General features: G+C 52.6%; 20 protein-coding genes. 11 read left to right on the top strand and 9 right to left on the bottom strand.

The genetic code is table 11. From position 1 onward, the window contains the following. Positions 1 to 206: 206 nt before the first annotated feature. The 3 genes from OU421_RS04105 to OU421_RS04095 all read right to left on the bottom strand — a co-directional run bounded on the left by OU421_RS04105 (position 207) and on the right by OU421_RS04095 (position 2,377). Positions 207 to 1,313: an SPFH domain-containing protein gene (locus tag OU421_RS04105; protein ID WP_268187339.1), complete on the bottom strand. Its 1,107-nt coding sequence runs from the start codon at positions 1,311 to 1,313 to the stop codon at positions 207 to 209. 4 nt (positions 1,314 to 1,317) lie between these two features. After that, a complete protein-coding gene (locus tag OU421_RS04100) occupies positions 1,318 to 1,764 on the bottom strand; it encodes an NfeD family protein (protein WP_268187864.1) in 447 nt (148 codons plus the stop codon). A 196-nt stretch (positions 1,765 to 1,960) separates the two neighbouring features. Next, positions 1,961 to 2,377 (bottom strand): PaaI family thioesterase, encoded by a 417-nt coding sequence (locus OU421_RS04095; protein ID WP_268187338.1) that lies wholly within the window; start codon positions 2,375 to 2,377, stop codon positions 1,961 to 1,963. 97 nt (positions 2,378 to 2,474) lie between these two features. Here OU421_RS04095 and OU421_RS04090 point away from each other — a divergent pair, with 97 nt between their 5' ends. Genes OU421_RS04090 through OU421_RS04080 form a run of 3 tightly spaced genes read left to right on the top strand, consistent with a single transcriptional unit; the run spans position 2,475 to position 4,827 of the window. Continuing rightward, positions 2,475 to 2,993, top strand: a complete 519-nt coding sequence (locus OU421_RS04090) for a DJ-1/PfpI family protein (RefSeq protein ID WP_268187337.1) — start codon at positions 2,475 to 2,477, stop codon at positions 2,991 to 2,993. Positions 2,994 to 2,998: 5 nt separating this feature from the next. Then, entirely contained in the window at positions 2,999 to 3,754 is a 756-nt protein-coding gene (locus tag OU421_RS04085) for a glycosyltransferase (RefSeq protein ID WP_268187336.1), read from the top strand. 35 nt (positions 3,755 to 3,789) lie between these two features. After that, positions 3,790 to 4,827: an HD domain-containing protein gene (locus tag OU421_RS04080; protein WP_268187335.1), complete on the top strand. Its 1,038-nt coding sequence runs from the start codon at positions 3,790 to 3,792 to the stop codon at positions 4,825 to 4,827. 58 nt (positions 4,828 to 4,885) lie between these two features. Here OU421_RS04080 and OU421_RS04075 read toward each other — a convergent pair whose 3' ends face one another. Then, positions 4,886 to 7,168 (bottom strand): efflux RND transporter permease subunit, encoded by a 2,283-nt coding sequence (locus OU421_RS04075; protein ID WP_268187334.1) that lies wholly within the window; start codon positions 7,166 to 7,168, stop codon positions 4,886 to 4,888. A gap of 233 nt (positions 7,169 to 7,401) precedes the next feature. Here OU421_RS04075 and OU421_RS04070 point away from each other — a divergent pair, with 233 nt between their 5' ends. Continuing rightward, positions 7,402 to 8,700 carry a COG1361 S-layer family protein gene (locus tag OU421_RS04070; protein ID WP_268187333.1) on the top strand — a complete coding sequence of 433 codons (1,299 nt, stop codon included), beginning with the start codon at positions 7,402 to 7,404 and terminating at the stop codon, positions 8,698 to 8,700. Beyond that, the gene (locus OU421_RS04065; protein ID WP_268187332.1) at positions 8,652 to 10,046 is read left to right on the top strand and encodes a COG1361 S-layer family protein; all 1,395 of its coding nucleotides are present in this window, start codon (positions 8,652 to 8,654) and stop codon (positions 10,044 to 10,046) included. The genes OU421_RS04070 and OU421_RS04065 overlap by 49 nt, the downstream gene beginning before the upstream one ends. 439 nt (positions 10,047 to 10,485) lie before the next feature. Here the strand turns inward: OU421_RS04065 and OU421_RS04060 are convergent, their stop codons facing one another. The 3 genes from OU421_RS04060 to OU421_RS04050 are packed head-to-tail and all read right to left on the bottom strand — an operon-like array spanning position 10,486 to position 15,923. Further along, positions 10,486 to 12,087, bottom strand: coding sequence for a response regulator (locus OU421_RS04060; RefSeq protein ID WP_268187331.1), 1,602 nt, complete (start codon positions 12,085 to 12,087; stop codon positions 10,486 to 10,488). Continuing rightward, entirely contained in the window at positions 12,077 to 15,070 is a 2,994-nt protein-coding gene (locus tag OU421_RS04055; protein WP_268187330.1) for a hybrid sensor histidine kinase/response regulator, read from the bottom strand. The genes OU421_RS04060 and OU421_RS04055 overlap by 11 nt, the downstream gene beginning before the upstream one ends. Positions 15,071 to 15,116: 46 nt before the next feature. Then, entirely contained in the window at positions 15,117 to 15,923 is an 807-nt protein-coding gene (locus OU421_RS04050; RefSeq protein WP_268187329.1) for a CheR family methyltransferase, read from the bottom strand. A 635-nt stretch (positions 15,924 to 16,558) separates the two neighbouring features. Between OU421_RS04050 and OU421_RS04045 the strand changes: the two genes are divergently transcribed. From OU421_RS04045 to serS, 6 genes are all read left to right on the top strand, one after another. Next, on the top strand, positions 16,559 to 16,681 hold the full coding sequence (locus tag OU421_RS04045) for a hypothetical protein (RefSeq protein ID WP_268187328.1): 123 nt from the start codon (positions 16,559 to 16,561) through the stop codon (positions 16,679 to 16,681). 15 nt (positions 16,682 to 16,696) lie between these two features. After that, positions 16,697 to 17,011, top strand: coding sequence for a DUF6508 domain-containing protein (locus OU421_RS04040; RefSeq protein WP_268187327.1), 315 nt, complete (start codon positions 16,697 to 16,699; stop codon positions 17,009 to 17,011). A gap of 172 nt (positions 17,012 to 17,183) precedes the next feature. Beyond that, a complete protein-coding gene (tsaA, locus tag OU421_RS04035; protein WP_268187326.1) occupies positions 17,184 to 17,774 on the top strand; it encodes a tRNA (N6-threonylcarbamoyladenosine(37)-N6)-methyltransferase TrmO in 591 nt (196 codons plus the stop codon). 28 nt (positions 17,775 to 17,802) lie between these two features. After that, entirely contained in the window at positions 17,803 to 17,952 is a 150-nt protein-coding gene (locus tag OU421_RS04030; RefSeq protein ID WP_268187325.1) for a hypothetical protein, read from the top strand. A gap of 269 nt (positions 17,953 to 18,221) precedes the next feature. Then, entirely contained in the window at positions 18,222 to 18,602 is a 381-nt protein-coding gene (locus tag OU421_RS04025; protein ID WP_268187324.1) for a cupin domain-containing protein, read from the top strand. 151 nt (positions 18,603 to 18,753) lie between these two features. Beyond that, positions 18,754 to 20,031: a serine--tRNA ligase gene (gene serS, locus OU421_RS04020; protein ID WP_268187323.1), complete on the top strand. Its 1,278-nt coding sequence runs from the start codon at positions 18,754 to 18,756 to the stop codon at positions 20,029 to 20,031. Between the two features lie 58 nt (positions 20,032 to 20,089). Here serS and OU421_RS04015 read toward each other — a convergent pair whose 3' ends face one another. Both OU421_RS04015 and OU421_RS04010 read right to left on the bottom strand, forming a co-directional pair. After that, entirely contained in the window at positions 20,090 to 21,496 is a 1,407-nt protein-coding gene (locus tag OU421_RS04015) for a hypothetical protein (protein WP_268187322.1), read from the bottom strand. Beyond that, positions 21,489 to 22,217 carry an ABC transporter ATP-binding protein gene (locus OU421_RS04010; protein WP_268187321.1) on the bottom strand — a complete coding sequence of 243 codons (729 nt, stop codon included), beginning with the start codon at positions 22,215 to 22,217 and terminating at the stop codon, positions 21,489 to 21,491. The genes OU421_RS04015 and OU421_RS04010 overlap by 8 nt, the downstream gene beginning before the upstream one ends. Positions 22,218 to 22,361: the final 144 nt, after the last annotated feature.

Genomic DNA, 22,361 nt, shown 5'->3' with positions numbered 1-22,361 from the left:
TTCCCGACCGGAGTAGAAAGCCGGCTGATACTCCTTGCCTATATTATTGCATGTACCCGCACTTTATCATTGAGGTTACCGGAGGTTTGCGAGATGCTATCAGGAGTTCGTGGGCAGGGAACAGAAGAGCGGTACTATGCCGGCGCGAATGAGAGTTCATCCCCGTGATAACGGAGATTCAAAATAAAAAATGGATGAAAAGAGAATTATTCCATACCGGTAAGCGGGGTATCTGCCGGGGTTGCAGTATCTTCGTTCACCGGGGTGGTCGGGTCTTCCAGGGTCTGGATCTTCTTTTCAATCTCTTTCACATACTTTGCCGCGTCCTCAATTCCCTCTTCAGCGGGAGACTTTCCGAGGATGGATTCGTCCAGTGCAATCTCTTTCCAGTCCTCGTCGATGAGTTCCTCTGCCTCTTCGCCGAGGAACCGTGCACTCTGTTTAATGAGTCCTGACAGTTCGAACGGGAAGATGATCTTTGTTGCCTGCCCGTCAGACATCTGCTTGAGAGCATCAAGGGAGAGGACCGTAATCGCTTTTTTATCAAGTGGCCGTGACCCAAGGGAGAGAATGCGCAGACCCTGTGCCTCACCCTGTGCCTGCAGGATGCGGGATTTTCTGTCACCTTCTGCCCGGAGAATCTTGCTCTGGCGGTCGCCCTCTGCTTCGAGGATCATTGACTGGCGCGTACCTTCTGCGGTGAGTATCGCTGAGCGCTTCTCACCATCTGCACGCAGGATTGCCGCCCGGCGTTCACGCTCTGCTGCCGTCTGTTCGGTCATCGCCTGCTTGACGGCACCGACCGGGTCTACCTCTTTGATTTCTACCCGCTCGACTTTTACTCCCCACTGATCGGTCTCGCGGTCGAGGATGTCGCGCAGCCGCGTGTTGATCAGTTCGCGGTTATAGAGTATCTCATCAAGTTCCATGTCACCAATTATGCCACGCAGACTGGTCTGGGCGAGGGCAACGGTTGCCATCCGGAAGTTAGATACCTCAAAGGCAGACTTCTCCGGGTCAACCACACGGACGTAGACGATGGCGTCCACGTTTGTTGGCGAGTTATCCTTGGTGATGACCTCCTGACGGGGTACGTCCATCACCTGCGTTCTCAGGTCTATTTTGATGATATCTGTGATGAAGGGAATCACCCACCGGAATCCGGGATTCAGCCGCCCCCGGTACTGGCCCAGTCGTATTTCCAGCGCCTGCTGGTAGGGCTGCACAATCACCACACCTTTTGCAAAGATGAGAATGATTGCGAGTACGAGAATGATAGTGAAGAATGTCTCTCCTAAATCAATGAATGCCATTATATTATACCTCTTCAACGACGACGTGCACCCCAACGGATTTCACGACGCGAACTTTTGTTCCAACTGCGATACTGCCGTCTGCAGACCGGGCACTCCAGTCCACACTGTCGATGACAACTTTTCCATTAATGTTTTCATGCTCCACGGTCTTTGTGACGATGCCGGTCTTTCCGGCAAGAGAATCCCTGCTTATCGTAGACGGCACCTTATCCGGGGTAATCCGTGCATACAGCCATACGCTCCCCCCTGCCGCAGCGAGTGCGGTCACGATGCCTATCAGAATGATCCAGGTCGAACTGAAGATCTCCGGGAAGAGCAGTGAGACGGCACCGATGATGATCAGGGTGGTACCGGGTACTGCGAGGAAGAATCCCGGGTTGAATGCCTCAACTAAGAGCAGTATGACCCCGATTAGGATCAATATCCATCCAAGAGTTAACACTTCCATCACTACACTGGTAGATACAAGTTTTGACAGGATAAAGATAATTGCGTGAATTCCTTTTTCAGAGGGGGATTTTTTCCGGAAACATGGGTATCTGGGCTACCAGGTGTACCCCCGTTTTGCTCTCTCTGTGCATAGATATGGGAAAGGGACGTATTGGGATCGGTACCATAATGGAATTGGAGAAAATATTGTGGTATTATTGCTGTTCTATCACAGCAAAGGATGCGGAGGATTCTGCCAGTATTGTTCCATCCTCTCCCGGTTGCCTGACCACTCCTTTGGTGAAGGCGACTTTTCTGCCCTTCCGGATAACAGTGCCCTCCGCCAGAATGGTGCCGTCACGGACTCCCCGGTAAAAGGAGGTTGATTCACTGATGGTTGCGGTAATTTCTCTCTCTGTCAGCATGGTGAAGAGGGCAAGCGCCATCGCCTCGTCTGCAAGAGCAGTATAGATTCCACCCTGCAGCCATCCATCGCCGTTCATCATATCGGGCCGAACGTCCATAGTGAGGATTGCCTGCCCCTCGCCGTATGATACAATATCAATTCCCATCATCCGGAAGAAGGGGTTTGCGTCCCGGCCTTTCATGGAGATCTCTTCGAGATAACTCATACATGGGTACGTGTGTGGTCTTTCCCTTTATGCATTCGGCTTTTTACCGTTACCTGCTGCGCATAATTAATGAACCTTTGGTGACGACCTAAATGGTATGAAACTGCTCATGGTCATTGCACACGAAAAGTTCAGGGATGAGGAATATCTGATTCCTGCACAGACCTTTACCGAAGCAGGGATCGCCTACGATGTAGCCACCGATGTTCCGGGGTCCTGTATGGGTATGCTGGGAGAGACGGTTGAGGTGACGCAGTCAATACAGGATAGCGATGCGTCTCTGTATGATGGGATTGTCATCGTCGGAGGTGCCGGTGCTGCCGAGTATCTCTGGACAGATGCAGACCTGCGTGTCCTTGTCAAAACAATGTATGACGACGGAAAAGTGGTTGCCGCGATCTGCCTCGCGCCGGTGGTCCTTGCCTATGCAGGTATCCTCGAAGGGCGGCAGGCCACGGTCTTTAAGACCCGTCTTTCAGAGAAAGCATTTGCTGATAAGGGCGTCATCATGACTGACATTCCGGTCGTAACAGATGACACTATTATTACCGCAAACGGTCCGCAGGCTGCCGGAGCATTTGCAGAAGAGATCATCAGCGCACTTTCCTGCATCTGACCCGTATGACGGTTAGTGAAGAGGAGTGCACCATCATCATTCCGGCCTATAACGAAGCGAACCGGATTGGGGGTCTGCTCAAAGGGTTTGCAGCATACCGGGGGCCTGTCATTGTCGTTTGTGATGGTGATGATGATACTGCAGGCGTTGTCCGCGCCTTTGCACAGAAGCACCCTTCCTGCCGGATGGACTGCAGAGAATATCCTGAGCGTCTGGGTAAGGGGGGTGGTGTTGCAGCCGGACTGATAGAGGCAGAGACCCTGTATGTCGGGTTCATGGATGCTGACGGGTCGACGACCGTCCCGGAGATGCAACGGCTCTTTGCCACTCTGGCAGACACCGACGGGGCCATCGGGTCACGGTGGATTGAAGGAGCCTGTGTGCCGGTACGGCAGAGTATGGGACGGCAGGTGCAGAGCAGGCTCTTCAATATATTTGTCCGCATTGTCTTTGGCCTGCCCTACCGGGACACCCAGTGCGGTGCGAAGGTCTTCCGGACAAAAGTGGTGCAAACAGTGTTGCCATCGGTTCTGTCCCGGGGATTTGAGTTTGATGTTGAACTCCTGTGGCAGATGAAAAAGCAGGGATATGAGGTGCGGGAAGTGCCTATCCGCTGGAAGGACCAGCCCGATTCACGTGTCAGTAGTACGACTGGCGTTGCCATGCTGAAAGGGCTGGTGCAGGTACGGCTGGGCAGACCCGTATCTGTTGCAGAAATATCTCAGAATGAACAATCTGTGACAAAAACAACCCCGAAATAAAATCAATACAACCAGTTAGAAGGAGAGACGGGATTATGGAAAAGAAATTTACCATTCAGTCGGTTGCGGACCGGGATTCGGTTGATGATCTCTTTGTCATCAGTAATGCAGATATCCGGGAGGGCAAACGCGGGCAGTATATCACCTGCACCATCAGTGATGCGACAGGTGAGATGGCATGCAAGATCTGGGGGGTCAATGGGCAGAACGAACGGGTGCAGATAGCCTATGACGCCATCTGTGACGGGATGGTCTACCGGATCGATGGGCAGGCTTCGGTCTACAACGGTGAACTGCAGATGAGCATAAACGATGGGATCGACCATATCGCCCATGGGCCCGTGGATCATTTCCTGCTTGAACCCGGTGACTTTGTCTTTTCTCCTGCCAATTGCACGAAAAACCGTGAAGACATCCTCCGTATGGCGGCGGGCATCGGCCGTCAGGGGCTGCGTGACATCGTGGAGCGGGTCTTTGCGACCTATGACTCCTTCTTTTTCGTCCCTGCCGCACGGGGTAAACATCATGCCTATCGTGGCGGACTTGCCGAGCACACACTGGAAGTCGTCCGATATACGGAGTCCATCCTTACCGGAACGGAAGGGATCACTGCTGACCGTGATGTCGCTGTCGCCGGAGCGCTCATGCATGACGTGGGAAAGGCGGTCTGTTTTGCAGAGCAGGGATTCTCGTATTCCCAACTGCCGATATATTTCCTCCGGGGTCATATCAGCCCGGGAATCTCCATTGTTGAGCAGGCCGCACAGGATGTTGGGGTGGGCGGACAGGATTTGAGCCACCTGCTCCACATTGTTCAGACCCATCATGGTGAACACGGGGACCCGAAACCCCAGACGGTTGAGGCATGGACGGTTCATATGGCAGACAATACCAGTGCCCTCCTCCATGAGGTGGCATCCGATATTGAAGATACGGTACCGGGGGAAGGGCGGTTCGGACCGAAAGTGAAAGGACCGGTGTTCCGCTATCCTGAACCTTCCAGGATGCAAAATGGCACATCTTCTCTCCCTGATACGGAAAAGAACGGCTCGCAGATGCGACTGGGCGTCTGATGCACGGGCTGGATACCTTCCTGTGGGTATTAAGCTATCCTGAAAAATAATCCGGGAATTAGTGGTCGCCGGAAGAGTTGTCGGGCAGACCAATTTCTCTCTGTTTTCTGAGCCATTTTTCTGTCGTGACCATCACGGTGAGTACCGCAGGCATGATCACGATGGCACCGACGAGGGAGAACAATACTGCAATCACGGTTGAGAGACCGAAACTGGAGACAATCGGGAAGACCGAGAGCATGAGTGCGGAAAATCCTCCTGCAGTGACGAGGCCTGAAACCGTCACGGCAGACCCGATCTTCTCGACAGATGTGCGGATGGCATCTGCAGGGTCACCGGCCTGCTCCTTTTCCTCGGTGAACCGCTCCATCACAAGAATCGTATACTCTGCCGCCACCCCGATAGTCATCGAGCCGAGACAGGCACTGATCGGGTTGTAATGGAGGTTTATAAGGATCATTGCAACCGCATTCCAGCCGACAATGCAGATGATGGGGACGACAGGTGTTATGGCATAGATTTTCCGGTAGGCGAGAATCAGAAAGAGGAATATGAGGACAAACCCGAGGTTGGTCATCGCCTCTTTGCTGGATGCGATCATGTCCATGAGGTTTGTGTAGAGGTCAAAGTCGCCAGTTGGGTATACCTCGATGTGGGGCGGGGGTTCTGACCAGACGACGTCTGCCATGACCTGCTTTTTGAGTTCGTTCTGTTCATCGATGGTGAGGATGAGCGTGGTAAAGGAGATGGCTGCTTCAGAGTCTCCCTCCAGATAGGGGTCTTTTTTGGAATCAGGAATGGATGCGAGGACTGCGTTTAGGGTGCCCTGATTGTCCGGCATCACACCGCCATTTTGTTTGCGGACGAGTGATGCGATACTGTCTGCTTTGGTTAGTTCAGCGTGGTCTGAAACAGCCTTGGTGCTGAATGCGTCAATCCACCGGATGGCTTCAAGGCTTTTGAGGTCATCGCCGCGGATGTAGAGTGGGAATGGCGTCACAGATCCCCGTACATCCTGCACCTTGTCAAGAGCAATCTGGGCGGGAAGGTCCGCAGGCGCCATGGACTTTGTGTCGGTGTCAATGGGGATGGAAGGGTCCAGTGAGATGCCTGCAAAGGCAATGACCACGGCCACGATGAGGATCGGGATGGCTGAACTGGAAACCCGTGCAACCACACCTTCAAGGAGATGAGTATAGCGGGTCATCACCCGCATCATTGTTGTCGGTTTCCCGGTTTTTGGGATATAGCCGAAGAGGGCGGCAAGGGCGGGAAATCCGAAGAGGGAGGTCAGGTAACAGCAGACGACCCCGATGATGGAGACGACGGCAAACGTCCTGATCATGGGCACCGGCGAGATGAACATCGCGATGAATCCCATAGAGGTTGCAAGCATCGCAAGCAATACCGCAGGCCCGGTATTCTTCAGCGTGTCTTTTGTGGCACGCTCCATTGGCACTCCTTCCCGCCGTTCCTCATCAAAGCGTGCATGAAACTGAACGGCATAGTCAATGCCAAGACCGAGAAGAATGGGGAATGACGCAATTGCCCCGTTATTGATCTTCACACCCAGAAGGCTCAGCATGGCAAAAGTGTAAACGAGCCCGAATGTGAGGAGAATGAGCGGAAGATACCAGTGCCGCATATTGGAGAAGAGGACGAACAAGACGATCATCATCAAGACGAGTGCACCCACGATAAGGACCACTCCTGACATGACCATGTCGTTTTGCAGTTCGACATTGTAGGGTGTCGCACCGGTCACATCAATGGTGGTTCCCGGTGGCAGATCCGCTTCTGTAGTGAGTGTTTCAAGATTGGGGAGGATTGCCTGTGAGACATCGGTTGATATGCCCTGTTTGATTGAGACGTATAAAAGTCCTGTCTGACTGTCCGGGATGAAGGTGTCGCGCAGTTCAGCAGGAAGGAGTGCGATGACATCTTTGTTCGTTTGTGGGTTCTGTGGCATCACGCCGCCATTCGCTGTTATCAGGACATCGGCGAGAGAATTTGTGTCCGTTACGTATTCAAGGCGTTTAATCTCTTCTTCCAGTATCAGCAGATCCTGCAACAGGGAATAGTCCGCAGGATCTGCTGTCTGGATGAGGAGAATGTATGTGTCAGAGACGAACTGCTCGTTGTACTGGTCGTAGAGTATCCCCTTCGGCGTTGATTTGTCCAGGTACTGGTCAGAAGATGACTGAAACTGGATGCCGGTTGCAGCAATTATTCCTGCAAAAAAGAGGATGAGCATACCTGCAAGAACAATTCGGTGATGGCGGTAGATGGCCCCTGCAAGACTGCTGTATAATGAAGGAATGCTCTTTGTGATGGTGTGCACCGTCCTGTGTGTGGTTCCGTCGGATTCTCCCTGATCTTCCGTATCAGGCTGAAATCTGTCCGGTTTGTTATCAAATTATGATTTAACTGTATGATTCCTATTTATCCTTAAATAATTCTCAGAATCAGGGTTCTATTATGTAAAGATGTTTAAAGAGAACGTATAATAGTGTTAGTACCGGAACCGATGGTTTTGTTCTGACAAAAGGTGTTTCGGTAAATGCTGGTGTATCTATGAAAGCAATATATCTCACTGTGACTGCCGGTCTTCTTCTCCTGGCACTGGCAGTATCGCCCGGACTTGCGGGAGAGAAAATTTTCACCGAAGGTCCTGTCATCTCTGTTTCTGTATCCGGGAGCAATCAGTTCAGCCCCGATTCGGATGCAGTACTGCCCCTTCTTGTTGAAAACCGGGGGCTCATTGATATGAAACTGGTGCAGTTGCGGTATGTGACTCCTGACTATCTGCCCACGACGGCACGTTCGGTAAAGGTGACCCTCCTGCCGGGGAACAGTCCTGTCACAGTGAAGTCTGATACCCAGGTGATCGGTCTCCTTCCGTCAGGGATTGTAGAGGAGGCATCCTTCGATATCCACGTCCCGGATAACGCCCCTGCCGGCACTTATGCGATGACGGCCCGCGTGGAGTATGAATATATGCAGTCATACGACCAGTCGGGACTGGATGCCATCACCTACCACTTTAAAACAGTCACTGAAGAGATCCCGGTGACGGTTGTTGTCACTCCGTCTGTTATCCTTGCGGTGACTGACGTGCAGTCTTCTGACGTGAATGCCGGGGGAGAAGGGTATGTCACGATGTCTGTTACAAACACAGGGACAGATAACGCCTCCCATTTTGCCCTGTATATTGAACCGGGCGGATACGGGCCGCTCACCCCGGTTGAGGGCAATATCTATATCGGTGATTTCGCCGCCGGGGAGACTATTACACCGCGGGTGAAGGTATCGGTATCGCAGGACGCGGATGCGACACAGCAGTATCCACTAACGGTCTTTGGGGTGTACAAGGACTATGAGGGAATGGATGCCATGACGAGTCCTGTTCTAATCGGGGTGGATTTCCTTGGGAAGATCACCTTTGATGTGGTGAGTGAGCCTGCCGCGGCTGAAGCGGGCGACGAGAACCTGATCCATGTGACCTATAAGAATACGGGTGCGGCGACTGCGTACCAGGCACAGGGCAGAATCAGCGTCGTAGACCCCTTCTCCAGTACAGATTCCAATGTATATCTTGGTGACATGAAACCCGGAGAGTCGGCTGAGGCTGTCTACCGCATCCAGGTGGACAAGGCGGCGACCATCAAAAAATATTCACTGGATTCAGAGATTCGGTACACCGATTCCCTCAACAACAATTATGTTTCTGATACGGTGAAGGTCATCGTGGATGTGCAACCGGCGGACAACACCGGGATGTACATCATCGCGATCATCGGCGTGCTGGTGGTTGCAGGTGGCGGATGGTATCTTCTCCGCAGGAAACAGCACAGCGGAAGGCAGGACTCGTGAGGTGTGGGGGTATGCTGCCCTGTTCTGTCGCAGTCAGGAAGTATCGGGGGGCCGGACGGGTTTTCCTGTATGGTATTCTTGCTGTTCTTCTCATCTGTGCATATATTGGCCCGGTGTGCGGTGCCGGTGAGGAGTTTATCCGGAGTGAGCCGTCTCTGTATGCGACGCTCTCTGGGACGAATGAGTTCTATCCGGGGACTGATATCCGGCTCGACGTTGTTGTTGAAAATCAGGGGGTGGACACTGCTGCCTTACGGGAATGGGAATACACGCCCTTCTCCATCAATCCGACGACAGCACTGGGTACTGTTGCAGGGCTTGATGTCGCAGGTGCACCTCTTGCTGTGCACTCGGAACCGTATCTTATCGGTGATATCCCTGCCGGTGTGAGCCGACCGTGTACGGTATTTGCCCATGTGGATGAGAATGCTCCTGCAGGGTCCTATATGATCAATGTCACTGCCGATTATCACTATGCGGCGGCCCAGCACATGCTCCCCTCCGGGCAGTGGGAGTATACCTATGAGAAGAGGACGGTCTCTCTGGAGGTTCCGGTGCGTGTGAAAGGGATGGTGAAGCCGGAGATTCTCTCCATTGATACGGACAATCTGAACGCCGGACAGACGGGAACGATCACGGTCTCCCTGAAGAATGTGGGATACGGGGAGGGCATGTTGTCTGCGGCGGAACTTTCCGCCGTTTCCGGTGTATTCCATCTGGTGGACGGCGGAGTGTACATCGGTGACTTCCCTCCCGGTGCGGTGCGGACGGTGACGTTTACCGCATCCGTGAATGAGGCAGTCAGTGCAGGCACCTACCCGGAGGAAGTGATGATTGTCTACACGGATGAAGTGGGTGAGGCACAGAAATCGGTATCTGAGAGAATTGGCATACCGGTGGGAACCGGGGCATCCTTTGCGATTGTCTCCGGTCCGGTTGAAATTGTGCCCGGCGAGTCAGAGACCATCCGGGTGACATTCAAAAATACCGGGGATGCACCGGCGTATGATGCACGGGCCCGGATTGTGCCGGCCGAACCGCTGAGTGCGTCGGTGGATACGGCTATTCTGGGTGATATGGCGCCGAATGAGACGAAACCGGCTAACTTCACGATTATGCTTGCATCCGGCTCACTTGATGTGCCCTACGGCCTGAACAGTGAGATCAAATTCCGGGACGAAACGGATACCCTTATTCTCTCTGACCAGATTGTGCTACAGGTGGACGGGATATCCGGCGATCCGGTGAAAGACGCTCTGATGAACCCGGTAGCCCTTGCGGTGATTGCGGGAATTGTGCTGCTTGCGGGATATTATGTGGCGTGCGGCAGGCAAAAGAAGCAATAAAATTGGTTTGGGGTATGCACCATCACTACACAGAAAGAATACAAAAAGGCAGTCCGGGACAATATCCCTGCAATTATTCGTTTTCAGGGAAAGGGCTGTGAAGCATAATTATGCGATGATACGGTGTTTTTCCGGCATATCGAATACAAACTCCTTGAGGAGCTGGAGCGGATTCGGCAGAAGAAGGCCACTGGGCGGAGAGGTTTTTGAAGAATCTGGTGCTGGTTTCTGTTGAAGAAGAGGAGGGCGAGTCTGCAGGAGAATATTAGCTGGGAAAGGCAGACGGGAGGGGCAGAACCTGAGAGAAAAATGCTTATGTGCTCCTGTGGAGAGGGTGACCAGTGTGGCCATTGATATGGGTGATGAATGATGGAGATTTTTCTTTCGCCTGACCGGATACGTATCTCCATTACCCATTTCGGCACTCTGGCTGCACAGATCAGGGTACTTGATTTGGGTTCCTCCATACCCCTACAGGAATGTGCAGTTCAAAACGAGCTCCTTTCCCCGGTATTCCAGTCTCACAGGCGCTTATGCCCGTAATCTCCAGAATTTCCGAGCAGAAGAAGAGTCCCAGTCCGGTTCCTTCCCCCACGCCCCGTTCGAAGATCTGTTCTTTCATGTCATCCGGAATGCCAATGCCGTCGTCCTCAACCACAAGAATGCCTTTCCGGCCTTTTTGGTGAAATGAGAGGGTAATTCCGCTGATGTGGCCCCCATGTTGTTCGGCGTTTTGAAACAGGTTGGAGAACACGCTCTCCAGCATCGTGTCGGCATACACTTCGATGGGATCCAGTGAATGGTCAACGGTGACCGGAATTGTCGTCGTTTTCTGAACTCTTTCAACAACAGTCCTGGCAGACTGCCACACGGGTTTTTTCACACCAAGATTCTCATAGCTACGGGTAAACGTAATAAGATGAGCAATTGCTTCCCTTGCTGATTCACACCTGGCAAGATCCTCATCGATCGGTGAATTATCCTCTTTTTTAATCCGGATGAGCTCCAGACTTGCGGCAAGTACCATGACCTGGTTTAAAATATCGTGCCTGGTTATGTTCGAGAGGAGGTGGAGTTTTCTGTTGACCTCCCGGAGTGCATCCTGGGACTGGTGTAGTTCTGTTACATCACTGATGGCCACAATACAATGATGGGAATCATGTTCTGATTGAATACCCTGGCCGAAAAAGTGCAGATGCCCTGGATCTGTGAGCAATGTATGGCCTGAACGAGAGATAAATTCACAGAGCCGGTTCGTTTCTTTGTTGCAGCAATCCTCAATAAACGTGTTGAAGGCAGGAAGAGTTGCCTGGTCCAGAAACATAGCAAGATGCCTTCCGGTCAGGTGTTCTTTGGTGGTGCCAAAGAGTTCGGCGGCACGGTGGTTGCACCGAAGAATCATACTGTTTGGGCCGAGTGCCAGATATCCGACCGGTGCTACATCAAAGAGTGTCTGATACTCCTGGCGGAGTTTGTCTGTTGTCTGCCTTGCGTTGATGAGTTCTTTGTTTTGCAGTTCCAGTTCGGCCTGATGGTCCAGCAGTTTCTGCTCGATTCTTCTGCGTTCTGCCAGTTCCTCTTTGAGCTCGACGGTCCGCATATCAACGATTCTGGCAAGGTACTTCTTCTCGTCCTGTTCCCGTTCGTTCGCCGCCTTGATCTTCACCATGGCCCGGATCTGGGCGATGAATTCCGCATCATCAAAGGGTTTGGAGATGAAGGCCTCCCCTCCCAAATCCAGTGCACGTATGCGGCTCTTCCGGTCACCCCGGAGTGCGGTGAGGAAGACCACCGGGATGTGCCGGAGTTCCTCATCCTGCTTCAGTATCCTGCAGACCTCAAAGCCGTCCATGCCCGGCATGACGATGTCGAGGAGGATGAGGTCGGGGTTGTGTTCACGGGCCAGCTCGATGCCTTTCTCTCCATTCTGCGCAGTAAAAACACGGGCACGAGGAAAGGCATCGAGTACAAAGGCTTTCAATACCACAAGGTTGTCGCTGATATCATCAATGGCGACGATAGTCGGGTCGTTATACTCCATAGAGAGTCCTCCTGATCGTCTGTTCCAAAAGTTCTGCGTCCACTGGTTTGGAGAGGTAGCCATCGAAGCCGCGGGAGAGGATGTCCGCCCGGTCACCTTTCATCGCCCGGGCGGTCAGGGCGATGACCGGGATGTGCCGGAGTTCCTCGTCCTGCTTCAGTATCCTGCAGACCTCGAATCCGTCTTTGCCCGGAAGTGATATATCGAGCAGGACCAGGTCCGGCATCTCTTTTCGTACCATATCGATGCCGGACTGGCCGTCCGCAGCCCCGATGGGGGTGTAATGTTCACGGAGCAGGGCCTGTGCCGTCATCATGTTGTCGGCGTTGTCCTCCACAATGAGGATGACCGGCCGGTCCCGCACCTCGTGCCGGGGGGATTGTACGGGCTTCGGACTCACCTGTTCCACCGGTTCTGAAACCATCCTCTCCACCGCCGCAAGGAGACTCTTACGGTCGATATCCCCCTTCTGGATGAGCTGGTGGATGCCGTTCCCCTCCAAAAACGAGAGTTCTTCTTTCGTGATGTGTTTCGCTGTCAGGATGAGCACCGGGATGCGGGTGATCTGTTCGCCGCTCCGGATCATCCTCAGGACAGTAAAGCCGTCCACCTCGGGCATCATCAGGTCGAGGATCATCGCGTCCGGCAACTCACGATTGATCTCTTCCAGGGCCTCCTTCCCGTTCCGTGCCACCCTGATGTGGTACCCCTCTTCTTCCAGCAGGTCCTTTATCTGGATGATGGCCGGTTCGCTGTCTTCCACGATGAGGATGGTCTTTCCCACACCGGAGTGTGCCGGGGATGGGTGTGCGGGATCTCCCTGCTCGCCGACCCTCCAATCGGTGGTAGCCTCCTGTGTCCCGGCCATGGGCAGGGTGATGGTGAGCGGGAGGGTGAGGGTAAACGTAGATCCCTTCCCGGGCATACTCTCAATTGCGATGCTGCCGGAGAGGAGGATGGCGTATTTATTGGCAATCGAAAGGCCGAGACCGCTCCCGCCATACTGGCGTGCAACCCTCTCATCGGCCTGCCGGAACTCGTCGAAGATGATGTCTATCCGGTCTTCCGGAATCCCGATGCCGGTGTCGGTGACCGCGATGTGCACCTCGTCGTCTGTGACGGTGGCTGAGACCGTCACTTCACCCTCTTCGGTGAACTTGACGGCATTTGCTACCAGGTTTTCAAGGATATGCTGGCACTTGCCAAAGTCACTGGTCATGGAGGGAAGATCCGGACTTACCTGTTTCTGCAGCGTGATCCCCTTCTCCACTGCCTGTGGCCCGATCCGTTCCACAACCGTGCTGACAAGCTCCGGCACCGGAAATGTCCTGAGGCTGATGTCCTCCCGGCCGGATTCGATTCGGGCGATGTCCAGAATGTCGTTGATCAGCGCCAGGAGGTGCCTGCCGTTGCGTAGGATCACATCGATGTAACTGTACTCCTCTTCGGGGATGGTGCCCCGGAGCCGGCGGTTCAGGACCCCTGAGAGTGCGATCACTGAGTTGAGCGGGGTCCGGAGCTCGTGGCTCATGTTCGAGAGGAAGACTGTCTTTGCCCGGTTTGCTTCATCCAGCTGCTTCTTCTGCATGTCAAGCTCGATGTTATGCTCACGCAGTTCGTCTGCCTGGAATGCGAGCTCCCGTGACGTCTCGTTGAGTTCCCGGTTCTGCTCTTCGAGGGTTTCTGAGAATTCCTGAATTTTTTGGAACGCCAGCAACCCGATTAACCGGGCGGTTATGAGGCCCTGTGTGTCATCGATGAGGCCGATTGTCTCTGCCGGATAGGCCCGGACGTTTGCAAGGGAGATGATGGCAACGACTTCTGTTTCGGAGAGGATGGGGATGGTGAGGATATCCTTTGGTCGGATATCGCCACTCACGGTAGAGAGGGTAAACACTGTTTCCTCAGGGATCTCGGTTATGTGCTGGATCTCCCGGGAGGCAAGGGCTGCACCGAACTCCCCCTCGTGCATGGTGGCAGAGAAGGACGTGCGGGCTGATGCAGAAAGTCCGATGGACTCAAAGAGGGTAAACTCTGTCTTCTGTGCGTTTAAAAGGTAGACAACGCCCACTTGCGAGTCGGTGTGCTCCATCAGCACGATCAGCATGTCGCGGCAGAATAACTGCAGTTCATTTTCCTTAAGACTGACCGCGGCGATCCCGGCAGCGATCCCGGCGGCGTTCTCCCTGCCCTGCATCTCAGTCTGGAGCGTTTCGGCAAGGGTATTGAAGGCGGTGGCGAGTGCTCCCACCTCGTTTGGGGAGTCTATCCCGATGCGGGCACTGTGATCCCCCTGCCCGTACCGACTGGTAACATCGGTCAGTTCCAGGATTGGGTCCCGCACTGCTTTCAGCAGGATGTACGTGACAACAAAGAAGAGCAGGAGAGTGATGGTAAGGAGGGCAGCGAGCTGCACAGTCAGATCATCTTTGTGCTGCTGTGCGGACTGGTATAACTCATCGGCTTTATTCCGGGCAAAATTGTCGATGATCTGGATGTCGCCCATCATCGTCTCTGCCTGGGCGCCCCCGACACCGGTACTTTTTGTCCGGCTCACCGCTTCAGCGATATCTCCTTCACGCCATAACCGGATGGTCTCCTCGCGGATGGTGTTCCATTCGACAAAACTGGCATATGCAGTATCGATGTCCGATTGGGGGCCGAGATAGCGATCATACAGGATATCGAACTGCCGGAAGGCATCTGCCTCGTTGATACTGATTTCCTGAAGGATTTCCTCCTGTTCCTGCTCATTCTCTGTCAGGGCCAGGTCTTTCATTCCCCCGCGAATACTGAGGATATCTGCCTCGAGTGCGCCCACTGTCCGCCTGATTTGGAGCGGATGTTCGTATAGATCTGTGGTATCTTCCCACAGGATCTCCTCATATATTATGGCCGTTGCGCCAAGCAGGACGGCCATAACGATGATGATGCCAATCCCGATTATCAATTGCGTGCCAATGTTCAGGTCTTTAAACGTCATGATCTGCCTCCTGTCTGCATGCTGCTGTTTCCCTCTCGGTTCTCTGTTATGTCTTTATATTCGTCCTGCTACTCTTCCGGTACACTGCTGCCGGTCGGAAGACCGGGTAGATGTCGTTTGCCTGCTCAACCATCTCCCGCTCAGCTTCTCCGGTTACGAGATACCCTCCCGGGACCAGAGATCGGTGTAGTTTGTTCAGAATGTACTGCCGGACTTCCGGCCGATAATAAAAGAGCAGGTTGGCGCATATGATAAGATCAAAATTCCCGTAGATGCTCGTCGGGGGGCTGCTGGAGTGCTCGTCCAGCAGGTCGTACCGGGAAAAATCGATATGGTCCCGAAGTCGCGGGATGACCGTATAGGTATCCCCGTGTGAATGGAAGTAGGTGTGAAGATGCTTCAGGCGTACATTCTGCACCTTTGCCGCATCGTATTCCCCGATTTTTGCATGTGCGAGTTCATCTTCTGAGATGTCGGTGGCAAATATCTGGTATGGGACGGGCTGTTCTGATGCCATGGCTCGTTCACTGAGCAGGATTGCGATCGAATACGCCTCTTCACCGGCGGCGCACCCGGCAGACCAGATCCGGATGCCGCCCTTCTCTGCCCCCTGCCGTTCCATCAAAAGGGAGGGTAGTACAAGGGATTCTAGCAGGGCAAAGGTGAGGGGGTTTCTGAAGAATTCGCTGTGGGCGTTCTGTAGGGAGCGGGAGAGTGTGTCTGCCTCCTCCTGATGTTCTGACAAATACTCACAATAGTCATCAACTGTTCCAGACGAGGTCTCGGTACGCCGGGTTTGAAGCGATTTGGAAAGGATCGATTCGTCAAAGCACGAGAGATCTGTCCCGTACACTCTCCTCACCACTGTAATAACTTTTTTCAGATCCGTTCTCATCCTTTAATCCGGTATTTTCCCCTATTTCCCAACCTGTTCCCAGAGGGTGTTTGTCTCGCATTATAATCCGATTATCCACAGTTCCCGCTCGACAGCGATAGTATTGAACCGGCGGAGTTCATCGATTATTTGGTACATTCAGTTTTTGGCCCGTTTTCGCCTGTCGGTTTCTTTAATTGCGGTGATACCGTTTTTTATCCCCCGTATCATGGTGGCGGCCACACGGATGTTACCGCTCACTCTATCACTATTAATAATGTAGAATAAAAAATCCTTCTATGCGTCATCGGGATCACTCCCCCACAGATGGTGATACTCCATTGCCTGCATTCCCTGTCACTATGATATAAATACTAGTACTCTTGCTTAAAAGTGTTCTCTGTGAATCACAGGTTATATCATAGATATTTCGTATATGGTGGAGATCTGTTTTTCCTCACGGGTGCGGACACGTGATGGGATTTCCGTCTGCCCGGATTGTCAATCCACTCTTCTCTCTGGTGCACTGCTTTCAAATCCGGGAATAATTTATTCACGTTTTCCCCGTATTTTTATGTGCCTGAATTGAGGGAATATGAGGAGCTATATAACTGATGATAAAAACAGACTCATTGCCATTGGCCACACTAAAAGAGCGCCTCCATGAACTTGCTCTCTTTCTGCAGAAGTTTGAAGACGCGGGCTTCACATTCGGAGAATGGGCTGAATCAAAATAAGTAAAGCCCGACGTTATGACGATGCCAGATTTCTGTTTCTCGGATGATGCCGATGCTTTTGTCCGGATGGCCTATACCCATGGCTGGGTCAATACAGATTTCAACGGGCCCGACTGGGTACACACGGCGGAAGCGGAAGGATTGCGTGATGACCCCCGTTGCATGGCCTGTGCCACGCCGGACCAGCTCTCCCGCCTCCTGACGGTGGTCATCCGGCAGGAGCGGTTCTGTGAGGGGGCGCTTGAATCTGCATTTGAATCCGGTCTATTGACTGCCATCTGTCATCGGGCCGCCCAACTCGAATCAGAAACAGGCGAGTGCGAGGAATAACACACGTCAGGGCGTCCGTGCCATATCTGAATGCGCCGGGTCGTGCCTGATGGCAGCTTTTGGTGTATCCGGGTCTGAGGGCGTATGTGGCATGTTGTAAAATACGATTTTTCTTATTTACTGAATGGCAATACCCTTTTACAGGATTGTCTGAGAGATAATGGAGTTTATTATGTATACCAATACTGAGAATTCATCTGATTCGGCGAATGAAGCGGATATGATCAATTTCGAGGAGGTGTATGGAGATATGATTCTGCGCCCTATCGGAATCGTCAGAAACACTGTAGCAACACCTCCTCTTGTCGCCGGAAAGGACGGGCTGAAACTGAACGGTGCATTCGAAGAGGCGATGGAGAAATTTCGTGACGTTCCTGACGCAGTATCGGAAATTATTCTCAAAGAGGAATATGCTGAACTGTGTGAAGACATCGAAGCGTATTCCCATCTGGTCATTATCTACTGGGGGCATGAAATCACAGAAGACGGCCGTTCGCTCAAAAAGGTTCACCCGATGGGTGTCACGACAAATCCCCTCACCGGGCTCTTCTGTACCTGCAGTCCGGCACGACCGAATCCGGTGCTGATAAAAGTCGTTCCTCTCGTCCGGGTCAAAGGAAATGTCCTGACGGTTCTGGGACTGGATGCGATTGATAAAAGCCCTGTCATTGATATCAAGCCGTATGTCCGGGAATTCTATCCGCAGGATGGGATACGGATTCCGGAATGGATGCAGAAAATTACGGAAGAGTACGATTCCTGAACGGAAATATGGTTCTTCGCTATTTTAAATGGGTAACCCGTATACTGAAAAGAAAGGCAAGGGAGGGGGTACCCCCATCCCTGCCCGCCCCTCCCCCTCAGGCGAAGGAGGTCGCAAGGGGGTGGACGAGCACCCCCTTGCTCCATATAATGCTGAAAAAGGGATTCTGAAAAATTGAAGGTGTTTGTGAAGAGCTCAGAAGGACTTCGTTCTCCGCTTTTCGAAGTCACTGAGTGTCGCATTCACAACAATTGTTTTTGTACCCCCCCACAGAACAGCGAAGAGCCGGAAATCTCTATGCCCTGCCTGCATCCTGCCTGTGGTGACGGGCCGACAGGTATGTCCTGCTGGTGGTTTCTTATGCTGTTAACTTATGCTGTTCATACAGGCCCAGGGTGATAACTGTGATACCTTTATCACATTCCTTCACCGTCAGTACATGCGTATATGATCCGTAAACACGCAGATGATGTTCCCGCCGAAGAGATTAAGAAGCCGGGTGTTTCCGGTATGCACGCCCGGTTCCTGTTGACCGCTGATGACGGCTGCCCGCGATATGCCCTTCGTCTGATGGAATTTGCCCCTGGCGGGCACTCGCCGTGGCACCGGCACAAGGAAGAACATGAGGTGTACATCCTCGAAGGGGAGGGTGTCGTTGTCGGGGATGACAAGGAAAAGACTCCCGTTGGTGCGGGTGATGCTCTCTATATTCTTCCCTGTGAGAACCACATGTTCATGAATACGGGGGAGGGAATGCTGAAGATGATCTGCACCGTCCCGCTCTTCCCCGGAATGTCAGGGAAGGATACCACCCCCTGTGATGAATAGATGTATTTTTCCTGCTCATCCTGTTGTGGCAGGCTGTGAGGGGTTTCTCTCCCTTTCCCGTTTTTCCGATGATTCGCGGGAGTGCAGATACGGTCCCGCCTCGGGCCCTCGTAACAATAATCCCATATGATGGGCATAACTGAATGAAGTTATGCTTGAACTGAAATTTATTCGAAACAACCCGGATGTCGTCAGGGCGGACCTCACAAAGAGGGGAGATGAGGAAAAGCTTGCCTGGATTGACGATCTGCTGGAAAAAGATATTCAGTCACGTGAGATGCAGACTGAAATAAACACCATGCGAAACCGGCGCAATATTATCAGCCGGGAAATAAAGGAAGCAAAAAAAGCAAAACAGGATATCTCCGGATTTCTTGAAGAGGCAAAATCCCTTCCTGCGAAAATAAAGGACGCTGAGGCCGCACTTGAGGAGATCAACGAAAAAATAAAATATTACCAGATGCGGATTCCCAACATTCTCCACGAAAGTGTTCCGGTCGGAGCAGACGATGAAGAGAATGTCCTCGTAAAGACCTGGGGGGAGACTGCCCTTCCTTCCTTTGCAATCAGGAATCACGGCGAACTTGCAGTAGAAAAAGGCCTTGCCGAATTCGAACGGGCGGCAAAGATCTCCGGTTCCGGATTTTATATGCTGAAAGGCAATCTGGCGCTTTTGGACCTTGCCCTCCAGCGTCTGGCACTTGATGTCCTTGGTGAGCGTGGTTATACCCCTGTCATGCCGCCCTATATGATGAACCGTGCCGCGTATGAGGGCGTCACCGATCTCGGAGACTTTGAGAACGTGATGTACGCGATTGACGGCGAGGACGAGTTTTTAATCGCCACAAGCGAACATCCGATGGCTGCGATGTACATGAACGAGATCTTTGAAGAAAAAGACCTCCCGCTCAAACTCGCCGGAGTAAGTCCCTGCTTCCGCCGTGAGATCGGGTCGCACGGTCTTGATACCCGCGGGCTCTTCCGGGTACATCAGTTCAACAAGGTCGAGCAGTTCGTCTACTGCAAACCGGAGGATTCGTGGGCGCTGCATGAAGAGCTTCTTAAAAACGCGGAGGATATTTTCCAGATGCTTGGCCTCCCGTACCGGGTGGTGAACATCTGTACCGGTGACATTGGGACCGTTGCCGCGAAGAAATATGATATGGAGGTCTGGATGCCGCGTGAAGAGGCATACCGCGAGGTTGTTTCCTGCTCCAACTGTACGGCATACCAGTCGGTGCGGCTGAATATCCGGGCGAGAGACGCTCACGATTTCGAGAACAAATATCCCCTCCATACGCTCAACAGCACAGCGGTGGCGACCACCAGAACAATTCGTGCAATCATGGAAAACTTCCAGGAAGAGGATGGGACGGTTGTCATCCCCAAGGCGCTGCGTCCGTATATGAACGGCGCAGAAACCCTGTAATATTCTTTTTTCCCCCGCCCGATGTCCACCCCCGGCTTTTTGATGATATCGTTAGGAGTTAAAACCCTGCAACGTCCGTATTGTCCCATTTCTCAAAACCGCTCTGGATGAGATGCCATGCAGGAACGAGGAGAATAATGCCTGCAAAGGCAAAGAGCGGACTCGCGAAGGTGAGTGTGATGAGTATGAGTACCGCGGGTCCCGTGAGAAGGATATAGGTCAGAAATATTCTGGCATTGTAGATCAGGGTAGAAGGAGCAAGTCCGCAGAACCGTACCATGACCGCGAGAGCAAAAAAGGATGTCGAAAGAGCGATTACGAGGGCATGCGGAATGTATGCAGCCGTGCCGGAAGAAAGGGCGACGCAGATCAGAGATATGACGGGAACTATCTGGAGGACGGTAAACGACTCAATTTTTGCTTTCATCACAGACGATACCCGCAGAGGCAGGAACATATAGGACGCAACCGCATCAAACTCGGTCAGCCAGGTGTACATTGTTGAGGATATCACGCCTGTTACTACTGCAAACATGAACAATACCTTCTCTGGTGAGAGAAACCCTCCCATCACTGAGAGGATCATCCAGATCAGGCCCAACGGCAGAAGAAATGAGAAGAGTGTCTGTCCGATGCCGATCCCGCTCCTATACAGATCGATGAAATCCTTTGCAACCAGATCATGTTGCGGCAGCATGGCGAGCCTTTGGGAAAGCGGGATGAGGCGATTTGTGTAATGTTTCTCTGCACTCTGGTATTCTGAGGTGAAAAAGACCATCGAGAGGGCAAACAGGATAAGGATGACCCCCACGGATATGACGAGGGTTCCTGCTGAGAATGAATAGAATACCGCGAGCGGGGGAAAAAGAGCGGTTGCTTCCCCGTTATATCCGAATACAAACAGGGCGGCCGCAAGCACCAGAATTGCAATCACGATGACGAACGCTGTTTTGCTCCGGGAATATCCGGATGATAACAGGAACACTGCACACAGCCCGGTGAGAAACGAAAGGGTGAGTGTCAGCAGGGTGAGAAACGGATAATACAGGCTCATCCCGAGAACCGGTGCTGCCAGAATAAAGCCCATGCAGAACGGCAATACCCAGAGGATGAAGTAATACACGATGTCTTTTACGACAAAGTTCAGAAATAACCGTTTTTCTGATACGGGAAGGCTGCGTGCCGAATAGGCGATGAGGCTTGCCTGCCCGAATCGCCGGTTCATGATCTCTTTTCCCATTATACCGAATGAGCCGACCATGATTCCCAGCAGGGCAAAGTTCCCATGCGCGAGGATGACAAGGACAGAGATGTCCATCACGGTGCCGATCAGGGGCAGCAGGAAGGCACCCATGAAGGCGATGGCACAGATAAGCACCGGAAACAGGGCAAAGTTCAGGCTGCCAAAGAGCGTGGAATGCATCCGCCATTCTTCTTTGAACATCACGGTGAAGAGTTCAAACATCCGTTCTCCCTCGTTTGACAAGGTCCATGAAGAAATCATCAAGGTGAATGTCTGCTCCGGTGAGTTCGTCTACCCGTCCGGTGTGGAGCAGTTTCCCCTTGTGGAGGATGGCAAAGTCCGTGCAGATATCCTCTGCAATTTCCAGGATATGGGTTGAAAGAAAGATGGTCTTCCCGGAGCGGACATACTCTGCCAGAAATTCCTTCACCGTCCGTTGCATGACCGGATCGAGATTGATTAGGGGTTCATCGATGAGGGCGACCTCCGGTGTGTGGAGAAATGCCTGTGCAAACATCAGTTTCTGGCGTGTGCCCCGGGAGAGGTCCTTGCAGAGCACGTCCTTTTTGTCCCGGAAATCAAGGAACTCAAACCACCATTCGGCCTGTTCTTCCGTATCTTCCAGATTCCGGATTTTTCCGACAAATGCGAGATACTCAACTGCTGTGAGAAAACTGGGTGGTGTCTCCTGTTCGGGGATGATGCCTACTGCCTCACGGACGGCAACAGGATCGGCTGAGGGGTCAATCCCGAGCACCTCTGCCGTCCCGGATGATGGATTCATCTGTCCCGTGAGCATCTTGATCATTGTTGTCTTCCCCGAGCCGTTTGGTCCGAGAAGGCCGAAGAGTCTGCCCCTTTCAACAGAAAGACTGACTGAATCAACGGCTTTCAGGTCTCCGAACACCTTTGAATAATTCTCTGTTTTGATTACGGGTGGCATGAGTATCTCCCCCTTGGATAACTATCTCTCTGACCGGGATATATGGTTGGCGATGATAACTATGCGACGAAAGCGGCATGTTTGGTTCCCGTTTCTCTAAAAATGCGTTGAATGCACCTTCCAATCGTATTGCCGGGGGGACCT

This window comes from Methanogenium organophilum, assembly GCF_026684035.1.
Taxonomy (GTDB): domain Archaea; phylum Halobacteriota; class Methanomicrobia; order Methanomicrobiales; family Methanomicrobiaceae; genus Methanogenium; species Methanogenium organophilum.
This window is presented reverse-complemented; position numbering and strand designations above follow the sequence as displayed.